The sequence below is a fragment of the Kitasatospora sp. NPDC023120 genome (assembly GCF_055560835.1).
In genome coordinates this window covers 1-15195 of sequence record NZ_JBVHHY010000057.1, presented here as the reverse complement: position 1 = coordinate 15195, position 15195 = coordinate 1, and the positions used below count along the sequence as shown (strand labels likewise).

At 69.1% G+C, this 15195-nt stretch carries 10 protein-coding genes and 1 pseudogene; 4 read left to right on the top strand and 7 right to left on the bottom strand.

The window, feature by feature from the left end; translation table 11 throughout:
- Window positions 1–5117: amino acid adenylation domain-containing protein (locus ACZ3TI_RS39710; RefSeq protein WP_465735283.1), on the bottom strand; the 5117-nt coding region annotated here is incomplete at its 3' end.
- A 309-nt stretch (window positions 5118–5426) separates the two neighbouring features.
- A complete protein-coding gene (locus ACZ3TI_RS39705) occupies window positions 5427–5636 on the bottom strand; it encodes an MbtH family protein (RefSeq protein ID WP_360357043.1) in 210 nt (69 codons plus the stop codon).
- Between the two features lie 726 nt (window positions 5637–6362).
- On the opposite strand from ACZ3TI_RS39705, the gene ACZ3TI_RS39700 reads away from it, so the two are divergent.
- From ACZ3TI_RS39700 to ACZ3TI_RS39690, 3 genes are all read left to right on the top strand, one after another.
- Window positions 6363–7157: an alpha/beta fold hydrolase gene (locus ACZ3TI_RS39700; protein WP_465735280.1), complete on the top strand. Its 795-nt coding sequence runs from the start codon at window positions 6363–6365 to the stop codon at window positions 7155–7157.
- Between the two features lie 338 nt (window positions 7158–7495).
- Window positions 7496–8392: an ABC transporter ATP-binding protein gene (locus ACZ3TI_RS39695; protein ID WP_465735278.1), complete on the top strand. Its 897-nt coding sequence runs from the start codon at window positions 7496–7498 to the stop codon at window positions 8390–8392.
- On the top strand, window positions 8389–9384 hold the full coding sequence (locus ACZ3TI_RS39690; RefSeq protein WP_465735276.1) for an ABC transporter permease subunit: 996 nt from the start codon (window positions 8389–8391) through the stop codon (window positions 9382–9384). Before ACZ3TI_RS39695 ends, ACZ3TI_RS39690 begins: the two co-directional genes overlap by 4 nt.
- Window positions 9385–9454: 70 nt before the next feature.
- Here ACZ3TI_RS39690 and ACZ3TI_RS39685 read toward each other — a convergent pair whose 3' ends face one another.
- A complete protein-coding gene (locus ACZ3TI_RS39685; protein WP_465735274.1) occupies window positions 9455–10468 on the bottom strand; it encodes an alpha-hydroxy acid oxidase in 1014 nt (337 codons plus the stop codon).
- 74 nt (window positions 10469–10542) lie between these two features.
- Window positions 10543–11559 (bottom strand): 4-hydroxyphenylpyruvate dioxygenase, encoded by a 1017-nt coding sequence (gene hppD, locus ACZ3TI_RS39680; protein WP_465735285.1) that lies wholly within the window; start codon window positions 11557–11559, stop codon window positions 10543–10545.
- Window positions 11560–12280: 721 nt separating this feature from the next.
- Here hppD and ACZ3TI_RS39675 point away from each other — a divergent pair.
- Window positions 12281–13390, top strand: coding sequence for a class I SAM-dependent methyltransferase (locus tag ACZ3TI_RS39675; protein WP_465735272.1), 1110 nt, complete (start codon window positions 12281–12283; stop codon window positions 13388–13390).
- Window positions 13391–13703: 313 nt separating this feature from the next.
- Here the strand turns inward: ACZ3TI_RS39675 and ACZ3TI_RS39670 are convergent, their stop codons facing one another.
- From ACZ3TI_RS39670 to ACZ3TI_RS39660, 3 genes and pseudogenes are all read right to left on the bottom strand, one after another.
- A complete protein-coding gene (locus tag ACZ3TI_RS39670) occupies window positions 13704–14102 on the bottom strand; it encodes a hypothetical protein (RefSeq protein ID WP_465735270.1) in 399 nt (132 codons plus the stop codon).
- 417 nt (window positions 14103–14519) lie between these two features.
- A pseudogene (locus ACZ3TI_RS39665) lies at window positions 14520–14771 on the bottom strand (pirin family protein); the annotation flags it as partial.
- A gap of 16 nt (window positions 14772–14787) precedes the next feature.
- A partial coding sequence (locus ACZ3TI_RS39660) for a hypothetical protein (protein WP_465735287.1) occupies window positions 14788–15195 on the bottom strand: 408 nt, incomplete at its 5' end.

The window sequence follows — 15195 nt, the reverse complement described above, 5'->3', positions numbered from 1 at the left end:
ACCGCCACACCCTTCGGCGTACCGGTCGAACCCGACGTATAGATCACATACGCCAACGCACCCGACCGCACCGACACCTCAGGCGCCGTCGTCGCGGCCATCGCCAAGTGAGCCGACATCAGCCCACCATCCAACGTGACCAGCCGGACCTTGCCGGCCGGCATGTCACCCAGCGTCTCCTCATCGGTGAGAAGCATCACCGCACGACTGTCACGCAGCACGAACGTCATCCGGTCCGCCGGCATCGCCGGATCCACCGGAAGATACCCGGCACCCGCCTTCCACACCGCCAGGATCGCCGCGATCATCTCCACACCACGCGGCAACGCCAGACCCACCACCGACTCCGCGCCAACACCCTGCGCCACCAGGTAGTTCGCCAGCCGGTTCGCCTTCTCCTCCAGCTCACGGAACGACACCTCGACACCGTCCGCGACCACCGCCACCGCATCCGGCGTACGTGCGACCTGCGCAGCGAACGACTCGTGAACCGGCGCGAACACCACCACCCGATCGGTGTCGTTCCACTCCACCAGCACCCGCTGCCGCTCATCCACGGTCAGCACATCCACCGCACCAACCACAACCGACGGATCCGCCAGCACCAGCGCCAGCACCCGACCCAACCGGCTCGCGATCAGCTCAGCCGAACCCGCATCGAACAGATCCGCCGCAGCCGTCACCGCACCACGAAGCCCCGCCGGCCGACCCTCAGCATCGAACACCTCACCAACCAGCACATCCAGGTCGAACTTCGCCGCCGGACGCGCAGTCATGAGCCGCTCCACCGCCACACCCGACAGCTCCAGCAGCGCCCCGACACCGTCCTCCATGGTGAGGACGATCTGGAACAGCGGGTGGCGGGCCAGCGAGCGCGACGGCGCCAGCTCCTCCACCAGGCGCTCGAACGGCACGTCCTGGTGCGCGAACGCCCCCAGACCCGCCTCACGCACCCGGCCCAGCACCTCGCGGAACGACGGATCACCGGACAGGTCCGTGCGCACCACCAGCGTGTTGACGAAGCAACCCACCAGATCATCCAACGCCTCATCGGTACGACCCGCGATCGCCGACCCGATCGGAATGTCGGTCCCCGCCCCCAGACGCGACAGCAGCACCGCGAGGGCGGCCTGAAGCACCATGAACGGCGTCACACCCTCGGCCCGCGCCACCTCCAGCAGCCGCGCGTGCACCTCCGCCGACACCTCCAGCGGAGCACTGTGCCCACGGTGACTCGCCACCACCGGACGCGGACGGTCGAACGGCAGCCCCAACTCCTCCGGCGAACCCGCCAACGCCTCACGCCAGTACGCCACCTGACGCGACTGCAAGCTCGCCGCGTCCTCGTCCGAACCCAACAACTCACGCTGCCACAGCGCGTAGTCCGCATACTGCACCGGCAGCAGACCCCACTCCGGCGCCCGACCCTCGCAACGCGCCGCGTACGCCACCGAGATGTCCCGGGACAGCGGGCCCATCGACCAACCGTCACCCGCGATGTGGTGCACCAACAGCACCAGCACGTGCTCGGCCGGACCCGCCGCGAACAGCGTCGCCCGCACCGGCACCTCAACCATCAGATCAAACGCATACCCGGCCGCCCGGACCACAGCGGCAGCCAGCTCCGCGGAGCCGTCCGCCTGCTCTGGCAGCGCGCCATCGCCCAGGTCGCCCAGCCGCTGGATCCGCTCGTACACCCCCTCGGGCGCGTCGACCTCGATCACGTCCATGTCCCAGGCCAGCTCGTCCATACTCACGATCTGCTGGTACGGCTCGCCATCGGCCGCCGGGAAGAACGTGCGCAGCGCCTCGTGCCGGCCCAGGACATCCCGCAGCGCCGCACCCAGCGCCTGGCGGTCCAGGCCGCCCGAAAGGCGCAGCACGATCGGTGCGTTGTAGGTCGTGGTGCGTCCCTCGAGCTGGCCCAGGAACCACAGCCGGCGCTGCGCGAACGACAGCGGAATCCGCTCCGGACGCTCGGCAGCCACCAGCGCCGTCCGGGCCTGGTCGGCTCCGCTGAGGCGGGCGGCGAGGCCGGCGACCGTCGGCGCCTCGAAGACGTCGGAGATCTCGATCTCGACGTCGAGCATGGCGCGCACCCGGCTCACCAGTCGGGTCGCGAGCAGCGAGTGACCGCCCAGGTCGAAGAAGCTGTCCTCGACGCCCACGCTCTCCAGGCCCAGCACCTCGGCGAACGCCTCGCACAGGGCCTTCTCCTCGGCGGTGGCGGCCGCCCGGCCGACACCAGCGGTGTACTCCGGGGCGGGGAGCGCGCGGCGGTCGATCTTGCCGTTGATGGTCACCGGCAGCGCGTCCAGCACCACCACGGCCGACGGCACCATGTACTCCGGCAGCCGCCCACCGACGAACGCCCGCACCGACTCCGGCAGGGCGGCGACATCCGCGCCCTCGTCCTCGGCGACGACGTACGCCACCAGCCGGATGTCGCCCGGCACGTCCTCGCGGGCGATCACCGCGGCCTGGGCCACCGCCGGGTGCCCGGCGATCACCGCCTGGACCTCGCCCGGCTCGATCCGGAAGCCGCGCACCTTCACCTGGTCGTCCGCACGACCGGCGAACACCAGCCGGCCGTCCTCGGTCCACTTCACCTGGTCGCCGGTGCGGTACATGCGCCCATCCGTGAACGGGTCCGCCACGAACCGCTCAGCGGTCAGCCCGGCGCGCCCCAGGTAGCCGCGCGCCAGACCCGCACCTGCCACATACAACTCACCGACCACGCCCGGCGCCACCGGGGACAGGTACTCGTCGAGCACGTATACCCGCATGTTCGGGTTAGGTCGGCCGATCGACGGGTCCTCGCCCGCCACCAGCGCGTCGGTCACGGTCGCGCAGACCGTGGTCTCGGTCGGCCCGTAGGCGTTCACGAACTCCCGCCCCGGCGCGAACCGTTCGACCAGATCGGCGCCCAGCGCCTCGCCCGCCGAGATCAGCGTGGTCACTGTGGCCAGGTCCGCCGGCGTGATGACGCTCAGCACCGCGGGCGGCAGCACCGTGTGCGTCACCCCGTGCCGCGCCACCAGCTGGGCCAGCCCGGTGCCCGGCAGCAGCTCGTCCGCCGAGCCCACCACCAGGGCGGCGCCCGAGCACAGCGCGACCATCAGCTCCCAGGTCGCCGCGTCGAACCCGATCGACGCGAACTGCAGCACCCGGCTGCCCGCGCCGATGCCGAACCGCTCAGCGTGGACCGTCATCAGGTTGACCGCACCCATGTGCGCCAGCGCCACGCCCTTCGGCACGCCGGTCGAGCCGGAGGTGTAGATCACGTACGCCAGACCGGCCGGCCGCGCTGCCACCCGAGGGGCCGTCGCCGGGGCCGTCGCCAGCGCCGTCCGCACCAGCGGGGCGTCGACGGCCACGGTCAGCATCCGTCGGACCGGCAGCTCCTCGAGCACCTCCTCGGAGCCCACCAGCGCGACCGCCCGGCTGTCGGCCAGCATGAACGCGATCCGCTCGGCTGGCGCCTGCGGGTCGATCGGCAGGTACGCCCCGCCCGCCTTCAGCACCGCCAGCAGCGACACCACCAGGTCGGCACCGCGCTCCATGCAGACCGCGACCACCGACTCCGCGCCCACACCGCGGTCCGCCAGGTAGTGCGCCAGCCTGTTCGCCCGCTCGTCCAGTGCGCGATAGGTCAGCTCGACACCGTTGCCGACCACCGCGACGGCGTCCGGCGTGCCCGCCACCCGTGCGGCGAACAGCTCCGGCACCGTCACCGCCGGCACCTCGACCGCGGTGTCGTTCCACTCCACCAGCACGCGGTGGCGCTCGACCGGCTCCAGCAGTTCGGCCCGGCTGACCAGCTCGTTCGGGGCCGCCTCGGTGAGCCAGTCCAGCATCTGCAGGAAGCGCCGGGAGATGTCCTTGCCGGACGCGGGGTCGTGCAGATCGGGGTTGACGTCCACGTCGATCTGGATGCCCTGCCCGGCCAGCCGGTCGTAGACGTCGATCCGCACGTCGTCGATGAGGCCCGAGGAGAGGTTCCGCGCGAAGGCGGTGCAGTCGCCCATCGGCCGCGAGTAGTCGAACGGCATCACGTTCACGACCAGGCCGAACAGGTTGCCACCGTCGACCATCCGAAGGTCGCGCAGCATGTCCTCGTGCCGGTACCGCTGGTGCCGCAACGCCTCCCGGAGGGTCTGCGCGGTCTGACGCACCAGTTCCGCGGCGGTGGTGCCGGGCTCGAAGGTGACCCGCACCGGCACCACGTTGGAGGTGTTGCCGGGGGTCGCCAGTTCTTGCTCGCTCCGTCCGCGACCGCGGACCGGGACGCCGACGACCACGTCCCGCTCGCCGGTCAGTCGGTGCTGGTAGAGCGCCGCGGCCGCGATCACGAACCGGGCCAGGTCGGTGTCGTAGCGCCCGGCGGCCGCCTTGACGTTCGCAGCCGCTTCGGGCGCGATGTCCTCGGTGAGCCGCACCGGCGCCGGCGCCAGCCGACGGGTCCGGTAACCGCCACGCGCCACCGCCCCGTCCGGCAGGCCCGACAGCGTCTTGAGCCAGAACTCCCGGTCCGCCTCGAACTCCGCCGACGCCCGATAGGTCCGGTCGGCGTCGAGCAGCACGGACAGCGGCTGCAGCGCCCCGGCCTCGAACGAACGGCCCTCGGTCAGCGCGGTGTAGACCTCGGCCACCCGGTTGGCGACCACCCAGGTGCTGTGCCCGTCGAGCGCCAGGTGGTGGGCTCGCATGTACCAGATGGCTCGGTCATCGGCCAGCTTGAACAACGTGTAGAACGCCGTCGGTCCGGCTTCCAGGTCCATCGGGTGCGTCAGCTCGGTCCGCATCCGCTCCTCGGCCGCCGCCCGCGGATCCGCCTCGGCGGTCAGGTCGACGATCGCGAACGGGTAGTCGCCGGAGTCGTCGACGTACTGCCGCGGCTCCCGGTCCTCGGTCCGGAACCGCAGTCGCAGCGTCTCGGCCTCATCAATGGCGCGCCGCACCGCTGCACCGAACAGGACGAGGTCCAGCTCGCCGGTGATCTCGAGGTATTCACTGACGTTGTACGACGGGTTGTCAGGCGCGAACTGCTGGGCGTACCAGATACCCAGCTGACCCGACATCAGCTCCCGGGACTCACCGTTGAATGCTGCGGCCATGCCTGCCCACCCCAATCGTTCGAATCACCGACTGGACCAGCAGGGGCCAACTGCCATCGAGGCATGCCTTATTGCTGCCCAGCATTCCTCAATGAAGGCCGAATATCTCGTTCTAATTCGCTGTGTGCGTCGCCGCGTCGCCGCGCGGCTGTGGCGCGCAGACTTCGCCGCGTGGCGCCCATTGCCATCCGCCCGGTCGGCAGGGTCGGCGCTTGAAAGGCGCCGGCCTCGCCGGCGCCTTCGGACGCGGCGCGGTGCGCCGTGCCGTTCCGTTGTCGGGCCGAATCCCGGCGGGATCAGCCCGAAGGCCTAGTTCTGCATGGCCTCGATGAGGCTCTTGGGCCGCATGTCGGTCCAGGACTTTTCGATGTAGTCCAGGCAGTCCTGACGTCCGGCCTCGCCGAAGACCTTCTCCCAGCCCGCGGGCACGTCAACGAAGACCGGCCAGAGCGAGTACTGCCCCTCGTCGTTGACCAGTACCAGGTAGTTGGCGTCCGGGTCGTCGAACGGATTGGTCACCTTGCCATCCCTCTCGAGTAGCTTTCCGAAAACGTCGATTGCGGGTCGTCGACCGGCGATGCCTCCGGCTGGCCCGACTTCGGCTGGCGGCATTTCTGCGCGTGGCGCGTCGAAATCGCCGAGCCGGCTGAACAAGTGCGCTGAATCGGGCCCGCGGCCCTTCGTCCGCACTCCGGCGCTCCTCTTTCCTGGAGGCGCCTCGCTCCGTCGCTGACCACTATGCGGCAGCCCCGCAGAGCTGATCAAGAGCGTTCGGCCGTGCTCCGCTGCCGCTCGGGAAGTGCCGAACAAGCGCCGTCCCGCGCTGGTCACGAGCTTGTTCAACCGTGCCTCCGCCGCACTTGAACGCGGTCGGGGGCACTCGGGACCACCGGTCGATCCGCAGTCCGCGGCCTCCGGCACGGCGGCTGCCTGTCAACACCGTTCAACCGGCGCGGCCCGCTGTCGGGCCGATCCGGTCGCGTCCTGGAAAGGCTGCCAGGAGCAGCCGCGGGTGACTATTCTCGCCCTGACGACCACCGGAGCGGTGTCCGATTCAACCGCGTAGCCGGTCGTGAACCGCCGCGTCAACACAGTTCGTTGAACACATCACCCCGCTCGCAGGCCCCGTCGAATCCGGTGCCGTGCGGCCGGAGCCCGGTGAACGCCACGTCGCCTCGCCGCGGCCCGAACCGGGGTGGCGGCACCGGTACCGGATCGCACGATGACCGAGGAGACATCCGCAGCATGCCCTTTGTGGACAGCAACGGCATCCGGCTCGCCTACCAGCGCACCGGCCACGGGGAGAGCGTCCTCCTCATCATGGGTTCAGGCGCGTCCGGCCGGGTCTGGACCATGCATCAGACACCCGCGCTGAACCGGGCGGGGTACCAGACGATCACGTTCGACAACCGGGGCATCAGTCCCTCCGACGCACCTCCCGGCAAGTACGCGCTCGCCGATCTGGTCGCCGACACCAAGGGCCTGATCGAGGCGCTGGACCTCGGTCCGGTCCGCATCGTCGGAACGTCCCTGGGGTCGTTGATCGCCCAGGAGTTGGCCGTCCACCACCCTCACCTGGTCCGGTGCGCGGTCCTGCTGGCCACCCGCTCGAGGTCGGACGCCACCCGGCGTGCCCAGGCGCGGGCGGACCTCGCGTTGCTGGAGGCCGGCATCCGGCTGCCTCCCGCCTACAACGCCGCCAAACAGGTGCTCGAAATGCTCTCGCCGGCAACGTTGAGCAATGACACCGCCATGTCCAGCTGGCTGGAGCTGTTCGAACTGTCCGGCGGCGGCAGTGGCGGACAGGCCTGGATCGACACCGGCACCGATCGCCGCGAGGCGCTGCGAAGGATCACCGCGCCCTGCCGGGTGATCGCCTTCGCCGATGACCTGATCACCCCGCCGCATCTGGCCCTTGAGGTGGCCGGCTCCATCCCGGACTGCGATTACGTGGAGATCCAGGACTGCGGACACCTCGGAAACCTGGAACGTCCCGGCGAGGTCAATGCGGCGGTCATCGAGTTCCTCGACAAGCACTGACGGGAACTCACTCCAAGGCACACTGCCGCATCTCAGAATCCGCTCGGCACGACAGGTCGGCCCTGTCGACAGCCGGGACATCCGCCGACCAGGGGCGGTGCGCGATCCCGCGCACCGCCCCTGGTGCGTTTCGGCCTGTGCACTCAGCCGCACCCACCCGCTTGACGTGGGGCGCTTGACGGCTCATCACACCTAGGCTTCTATTGTACTAGGGTCCTAGATGAATCAGTCGGACGGCGATGGATGGCACCGGCTCGCCTGGACCCGCCGGGACAAGGCGACAACGCCGGATTCTGTCCATGACCACGTGTCACACCAAGAGCAACAGAGGGGAAGAGATGAGCCCCGTATTGGAAGCCGAGGGACTGGGGATGCGGTACGGCCGCCACCACGCCCTGACTGACGTCAATCTGAGCATCCCGGAGGGACGGGTCATCGGCCTGGTCGGCCCCAACGGAGCTGGCAAGTCGACCTTGATGGGGCTGACCAGCGGGCTGCTGCAGCCAACCTCGGGCACGATCCGGGTGCTCGGGACGCGTCCCGGCACGAGTGCGTCGCAGCTGGCCAAGGTCGGATTCGTCGCCCAGGACACGCCCGTGTACGCGGGGTTGACCGTCGCCGACCACCTGCGCCTGGGCGCGCGCCTCAACCCGAGTTGGGACGCCGCGATGGCGGAGCGGCGGATCAAGCAGATCGGCCTGGACCTCACCCAGAAGGCGGGTCGGCTGTCCGGCGGCCAGCGCGCCCAGCTCGCCCTGACCATCGCGGCCGCCAAGCGGCCCGAGCTGGTGATCTTCGACGAGCCGGTCGCCGCCCTGGACCCCCTGGCCCGACGCGGGTTCATGCAGAACCTGATGGAGCTGGTCGCCGAACTCGGTTCGAGCGTGATGCTCTCCTCACACCTTCTCGGCGACCTGGAGCGGGTCTGCGACTACCTGGTCCTGGTGGTCGCCTCCCGGGTCCAGCTGGCCGGGGACGTCGACGACCTGCTGGCCGGCCACTGCCGGCTGACCGGTGCCCGGGGCGCCGAGCTGCCCCCGGCGGTGGAGGTCATTCAGGCCGAACACAGCTCCCGGCAGAGCAACTTGATCGTCCGGATGACCGGCCCGCTGGCCAGCCTCAACTGGACCGCGGAGACCCTGGGCTTGGAGGACCTGGTCCTCGCCTACATGAACCGGGCGGAGTTCGGCACCGGTCAGTACAACGCAGCAGAGAACACGGGGGTCCAGCTGTGATCTGGTTGACTTGGCGCCAGTTCCGCGCTCAGGCGCTGGCGGCGCTCATCGCCGTAGGCCTGATCGCGATCTACCTGGTGGTCCTCGGCCTGCAGATCCGCAGCGCCTACGACTCCGGCGTCGCGGGGTGCCAGTCCCATGGCACCTGCGGTTCCGCCACCGCCGACCTCACGAGTCGCTACGACCTCCAACTCACCCTGCTCAACGGCCTGCTGATCGCCGTTCCCGGCGTCATCGGGATTTTCTGGGGCGCGCCGCTGGTGACCCGCGAGCTGGAGGCGGGCACCCATCGGCTGGTGTGGAACCAGAGCGTGACCCGCGGACGCTGGCTGGCGGTCAAGCTCCTGGTGATCGGGCTGCTCAGCGTTGCCGTGACCGGACTGCTCACCCTGCTGGCGACCTGGAGCGTCAGCCCGATCGACCAGATCTCGGCGGACCGGTTCTCGCCTACGTTGTTCGTCGCCCGCAACATCACGCCGCTGGGCTACGCCGCGTTCGCCTTCGTCCTGGGGACGTGCGTCGGGATCTTCATCCGCCGCACCGTGCCCGCGATGGCCGTGACCCTGGTCGTCTTCGCCGGGGTCCAGGTCCTCATGCCGACGGTCGTCCGGGAGAACCTGGTGCCGGCCTCGCACAGCGTCGTGGCGATCAACGAACAGGTGATGACGCACGTCAACGGCATCAACACCACCGACAACGTGCACCTGTGGGGCTACAAGGTCCCCGGCGGCTGGGTCACCGACACCAGCGCGTTCCTGGACTCGTCCGGCCAGGCGGTCCCCATCTCCCAGCTCCAGGACTGCCTGGACTCGGCGGCCAACTCGCACGCGCTCGGGGCCTGTCTGGAGAAGAAGAACCTCCACGTCAACGCGACCTTCCAGCCCGCGAGCCACTACTGGACGCTGCAGTGGACAGAGACGCTCCTCTTCCTCGTGCTCGCCGGTGTGCTGGCCGCGCTCAGCTTCTGGCGGGTCCGGCTGCGCCTGATCTGAACGTGAACGGGGTCCGGCCGTCGCTCGGTTCCGAGCGACGGCCGGACCCGTTTGCGCAGGTACCGTTCCGTCAGACTGCGATTGCTGCCTCCCGGATCAGGTCCGGTCCGGCGTCCGCGACGGTTCGGGTGCCGGTGAGCGTCATCGCATCCGCCAGCTCGGCGATGATCAGATCCAGCACCCGCTCCGCGCCAGCCTGGCGGCCTGCGGCCAGTCCGTGCAGGATCGGACGCCCCAACAGCACCGCGTCGGCGCCGAGCGCGAGCGCGGCCAGGACGTCCCGGCCACGGCGGATCCCGCCGTCCAGGAGGACGGCGCAGTCGCCCGCGACCGCCGAAGCGATCTCGGGCAGCACCTCCAGCGTCGCCGGGACACCGTCCAACTGCCGGCCGCCGTGGTTCGACACGACGATGCCGTCCGCCCCCGCCGCGACCGCCAGCCGCGCATCGGCAACGCTGAGAACTCCCTTGAGCAGCACGGGAAGCGAGCTCACCGACCGCAGCCACTCGAGCACCGACCAGTCGAGGGCGGGATCGAACTCGGCTTGCGCGTGGCCGCTCGGGGAGGAGAAGCCGGTGCTGGTGAGGTTGGCCGGCTCGATGCCCTGCGGCAGCCGGAAGTCGTTGCGCAGGTCCCGGAGCCGGCGGCCGAGGTGCGGGGCGTCCACGGTGAGCACCAGCGCCTCGAAGCCGGCCCGCTCGGCCCGCTCGATGAGCCGCCGAGTCGTCGAGCGGTCACGGAAGCAGTACACCTGGAGCCAGAGCGGGGAGATGGCTGCCGCGGCGATGTCCTCGAAGGTTCGGCCCGCGAACGTGCTCACGATGAGCGGGATGCCGGCGGTTCCCGCGGCCCGAGCCGTGGCGACCTCGCCCATCGGATCGGCCAGGGTGTGATAGGCCATCGGCGCGATGGCGACCGGCGCCACCCAGTTGCGGTCCAGAATCCGGGCCCCGGTCTCCGATCGGCCGATTCCGGCCAGTACCCTCGGCAGCAGTCGCACCCGGTCGAACGTCTCCGTATTCGCCCTGAGCGTCCACTCCTCACCCGCGCCCCCCTCCAGGAAGTCCCACACAGCAGCATCCATGCGCTCCCGGGCCAGGCGGGCGATTTCGGCCAGCGTGAGGGCGTTCACCGCCGCGGTAACGGAACCCTCGCCGTTCATTCGGCAGCGAGCCGGTCGCGCTCTACCGCTTCGTAGAGGGCCCGAATGTTGGAACTACCGAATCCCCGGGACCCCCGGCGCTGAATGAGCTCGAAGAAGAGCGTGTTGCGCTCGTACGGCGAGCGGCTGAACAGTTGCAGCAGGTATCCCCATTCGTCGCGGTCGGCCAGCACACCGGTGGCCCGCAGCGCCGCGATCTCCTCCTGCACTCCGATGGAGCGCTCGGCGAGCATGTCGTAGTACGTGCCCGGGGTCCTCAGGAACTCCACACCGCGGTCCCGGAACTCATGGACCGAGGGAACGATGTCGTCGACGAGGAATGCGAGATGCTGAACTCCCGGGCCGCCGTTCCTTTCCAGGAACGCGTCGAGTTGTCCGGATCCCTTTTCCGGATCCGGCGCGACGAGCGTGAAGGTAGCGCCCCCCGACGCGCTCCGGACGACGATCGAGTCCATCGCCTGGTCGCCGACTCCAACGTATTCGGAAAAGTAGCGGGAGAGCCCGAAGCCGTCCTCGTAGTAGTCGGCGAATTCCGCCAGGGTGTTCCCCTCGAGGCAGATCGCAACATGGTCCAGCAACCGGAGCCGGCCGGTCGGCCGGATCGGCTCCCCTGAGGTGGCGATCCAGTTATGGCCGCCGGGGAAGGTCGACCCGGGACCGTCGGCAGCGGGAAGGAGCGTATGGGACACGCCGCCGAAGCCCGACAGCACCGGGTTGCCACCCGTGGAGCCGACGATGCTGCCACCGGCTGCCTCCGCCGTCCTGCAGGTTCCACTGACATCGTCACAGGTCAGCGCGATGTCGGCGATTCCCTCCCCGTGCTCGTCCAGGAACTTCCAGATCCCCCGCCCGGAGGTGACCAGCAGGTCCACCCCGCCCTGCCGGAGCAGTACCGAACTCCGGTCGGCCGTCACCGCGTCCGCCACCCGCGTGAAGCCGAAGGATGAGACGAAGTAATCGACAGAAGAGCTCTTATCGATCGTATACAACTCGACGTACGCTATGTCTCGCACAGCCACAGAGAGTCCTCCTAAAGGGGATGGAGAAGGCAGAGGCGCCGTTCATGCGTCAGCCCATCAGCCATCCGCGTGTCCCTTTCCCGTCTGCCTGATGGACGCCCCGGCGCACAGGACCGGTCCAGCCGCGCACATGCCGGCTTCACCTGCCCGCACACCCGGAGCGCGGAGCGGACAGCAGAAGCGAGAACTTCGAGGTTCCGATGCGGAGGAATCCGCCTCCCACCGTGCACGACGCCGTCCGGCAGCACTATGACCCGCAGGGGCTCTGTCGATCAATGCTCATCACCCGGAGGTTGTCTGACAACACGTCGGATCGATATGATCCACGGCCACGCGTTCCGCCACGGTCAACCCAGACAGCCCCACGTCCGGATCCGCGGTGCCTCAGCGGGTCATGCCGCTCATCCGGATACCCAGGAAAGGCGTTGCCGAGCAACACTCCGGCGCCGAAGGCCAGATCGGACGACCGGCGCGTTCAACTGCATCCTCGCCTCAGTTGAGCGCCGCCGAAAGGCCATCGCGATCTCGGGTGATCTCGCTCCCGACCCGCTCTCGCCGGAACCACACGACCTGGCCTTCCTCATCACGAGCCTCCAGATCGAGACGGCGTCACCTGGTGGCGGCTACGCTCGCCTCACACGCCCCGTTCGCGGCTCAACTCGTCATCATTGGCCGATCGGCCCAACATCTTTCCGAGTCACAGGGATATTTCGCCATGCCGCTTCCCGCTATCAATGCCTCGCGTCATTCCATCTCGCTGGTCGACCACCAGCTGATCTCTTCCCACGCTGACGAGATACGCGCCACGCACCGGCTGTACGAGCACCTGATCGGCATTTGGTCCACCGGAGTCATCGAAGCCGCCCAGGACCTAGGAGTGTTCGAAGCGCTGACCACGGCCCCGTCCACTGCGGCCGAGCTGGCAAACCTGCTCAACACTGACCTTCGGGCGACTCGGGTCCTACTCGACGGACTCCACGCCTACGACATCCTCGCGCGGAGCCGCGGCGAAAACGGCCAGGTCGTCTACACACTGCCCACCGAGCTGCACCGGGTGTTCTCGCCCGACAGCCTCTACAGTCTGGCCGGCAAGATCAGCCACGACCGCGCTGTGGCCTGGAACGCCTGGCGCAACCTGGCCGACGCGGTGCGCACTGGCGCGCGGGGCGAGAACGGCGCCGAGCAGCTCAACCAGATCTCCGAGAGCGACTACACCTCGCTGGTGCGCGGTATCAACTTCTGGGCTCCACCGATCACGGCCACGGTGGCCGACACGCTACGCGAGTTCGGCTGGACGGACGGCGACTCCTCGATCCTGCTCGACGTCGGCTGCGGCACCGGGATCTACAGCCACCTCCTGCTGGAAGAGTTTCCCGAGCTGCGCGGCCGAGGCCTGGACGCCGAGCAGATCATCCCTATCGCCACAGAGCAGGCCGCTCGCCTCGGCGTCACGGACCGCTTCGAGCCGGTGGTCTGCGATTTCTGGAACCACGATTGGGGCGTCGGTGTCGATCTGGCGTTGTTCGTGAACATCTTCCATTTGCAGACACCCGACTCCGCCAGGGAACTGCTGCTGAAGTCGGCCAAGTCCCTCTCCGAGGGCGGCGTGGTCGCCATCGTCGACCACATCCTCGACGAGGATGCCGGTGCAGGCTCCATCCAGAATCGATTCTTCCGCCTCTTCGCCGCCTCCATGCTGGCCACCGGCGGCGGCGACTCGTTCAGTGTCCAGGACTACGACCAGTGGCTGGCCGATGCGGGCCTGCGCCGGGTCAGGCTGCTCGACACCCCGATGCATCGCGTCCTGCTCGCCCGTCTCGCCTGACCGGGGCCCGGCGCGGGGCGACACGTGGCGGACCCAGGTGGTCGCTGCAGCTCAGGAGTCCCGCGGCCGGCCGCGGGTCGCCCTGGGCAACAGCTACCCGGTGATCCCCGGCAGAAGGCTCGGTCGCGCCAGGGAACCACGGTCCCCCGCCACCGACGTTGCGTCAGCTCCGGAGGGCACGCGTGGCAGAGCGGAGCTGCCCCTGCCTGCCAGGCAGGGGCAGCTCCGTTGGAACGGTGATGAGCCGACCGGTGTCCGGCTGCCTACTTGCTGCAGTTGGACAGTTCCGTGACGGCTCCCCTGTCAGCAGGGGTCACAGGTCGACCGGCTGAATCCCGGCACTGTCCGGCGTGGCCGACAGCGTGGTGCTGTAGTCGAAGTTGCGTGTGGACGTGGCAACGTTCGGCTGTGCGCAAACGGTCGTCCCCAGCCCGAGGTACGTCGAACCCGACCGCAGGTACCAGCCGGCGCAGTTCGGGCCGAAGATCCCGCCGTCCGGCATGTTGGTCGAGATGTAGCCGCTGATCCGGTAGTTGGTGCCACCCTGCGGGCAGACCGAGATCTGGCCGTAGCCGTAGCTGTTGGAGGCGGTGTAGGTGGCGCAGGGCGTGGTAGTCGTGCTCGAGGCCGCCGCCAGCGAGGCGGGGGCGGCCAACAGAGTCAGGGAGCCGGCGGTGGCAGCCACAGCCAGCGAACGAGCGATGCGATTCATAGTGTTCCTTGTCTTGTCTCCAGTAGGAAAGGGGCCGGCCGCGCATCCCTTCATCCAGGAGCGAGTCGACCTGACGTACCGTCTAATGGTCATTGACGACGTCGAATTGATGGAACCATCACCATGCCGGAAGCACCAGCGAGAGCCGGCTGTTGCATGACTGAACACCGGCGTGGGTGGGGTGGTGCCGGCGGGGCGAGAGCGAGGACGGGGCGATCGGTGGATGACCTCAGCGCACCCGGTGAGGCCGATGACCTTCCCCTCTCCCTGGGCGAGGCGGCTGGCGACCCCGACCCCCGCCAGGGAGAGCGCGAGGTCGACCACTGGGACGAAACTACGACGCAATGGCGAAGCCCACTCGCAGGGCGGCCAGCCGCCGGCGGGAGCGCGGCCAGTCCGGTGGCATGTTTCCCCAGGTCAGCGCACCCGCCCGCGCGGCTTCAGCGGCATCGCGGGCAGGTCCGGGGCGGGCAGGCGGTAACCGGCGTAGCCGTGGACCTCGCCGAAGCGGGTGCCCGTCATCCAGTCCGTGCGGGCCTGGGCGATGTCCTCCGTCGAGCGGCCGATGAAGTTCCACCACATACCAAGCGCGTGTCGGCTCTTCCCGGCTCGGAAGCCTGGAGGACCATCCACGGTCAGCAAATCGTCAGCATCGGACAGGCCACGGATCGACCCCGATCGGCGGCTATCGCTCTCGCGGCACCATGTGATGGATCGCGGTGATCGTCGCCGCCGCGTCGAACCCGAGTACCGGATCGGGCCGGTCGGAGAACAGGTTGGCGTAGAGCGGGCGGTAGTGGGCGACCTTCCGTGCGGTCCGGCCGTCGTTACCGAAGGAAGCCAGCAACTCGCCTTCCCGGCAGGCGAATCCGGCCATGGCCGTATGGTCGATCCAGACCTCGACACCGGAACGGCCCAGCACCAGGCTGCTCTCCTTGCTGCTGGAGCCAGTCAGCCAGCTGCTGCGCAAACGGGCCGAGCCGACCTCGCCCCGGGACCGGAATCCCACCGTGCACCACGCACTCGCGCCTCCGTCCATGTGCTGGGCGGAGGTGAGTCCGGTGAGTTCCACGAAGCGGGTGAGCATGCTGAG

Coding starts and splice junctions, on each gene's coding strand:
- ACZ3TI_RS39700 (WP_465735280.1), top strand. CDS start 6,363: ATGCCCTTTGTGGACAGCAACGGCATCCGGCTCGCCTACCAGCGCACC.
- ACZ3TI_RS39695 (WP_465735278.1), top strand. CDS start 7,496: ATGAGCCCCGTATTGGAAGCCGAGGGACTGGGGATGCGGTACGGCCGC.
- ACZ3TI_RS39685 (WP_465735274.1), bottom strand. CDS start 10,468: ATGGATGCTGCTGTGTGGGACTTCCTGGAGGGGGGCGCGGGTGAGGAG.
- ACZ3TI_RS39675 (WP_465735272.1), top strand. CDS start 12,281: ATGCCGCTTCCCGCTATCAATGCCTCGCGTCATTCCATCTCGCTGGTC.
- ACZ3TI_RS39670 (WP_465735270.1), bottom strand. CDS start 14,102: ATGAATCGCATCGCTCGTTCGCTGGCTGTGGCTGCCACCGCCGGCTCC.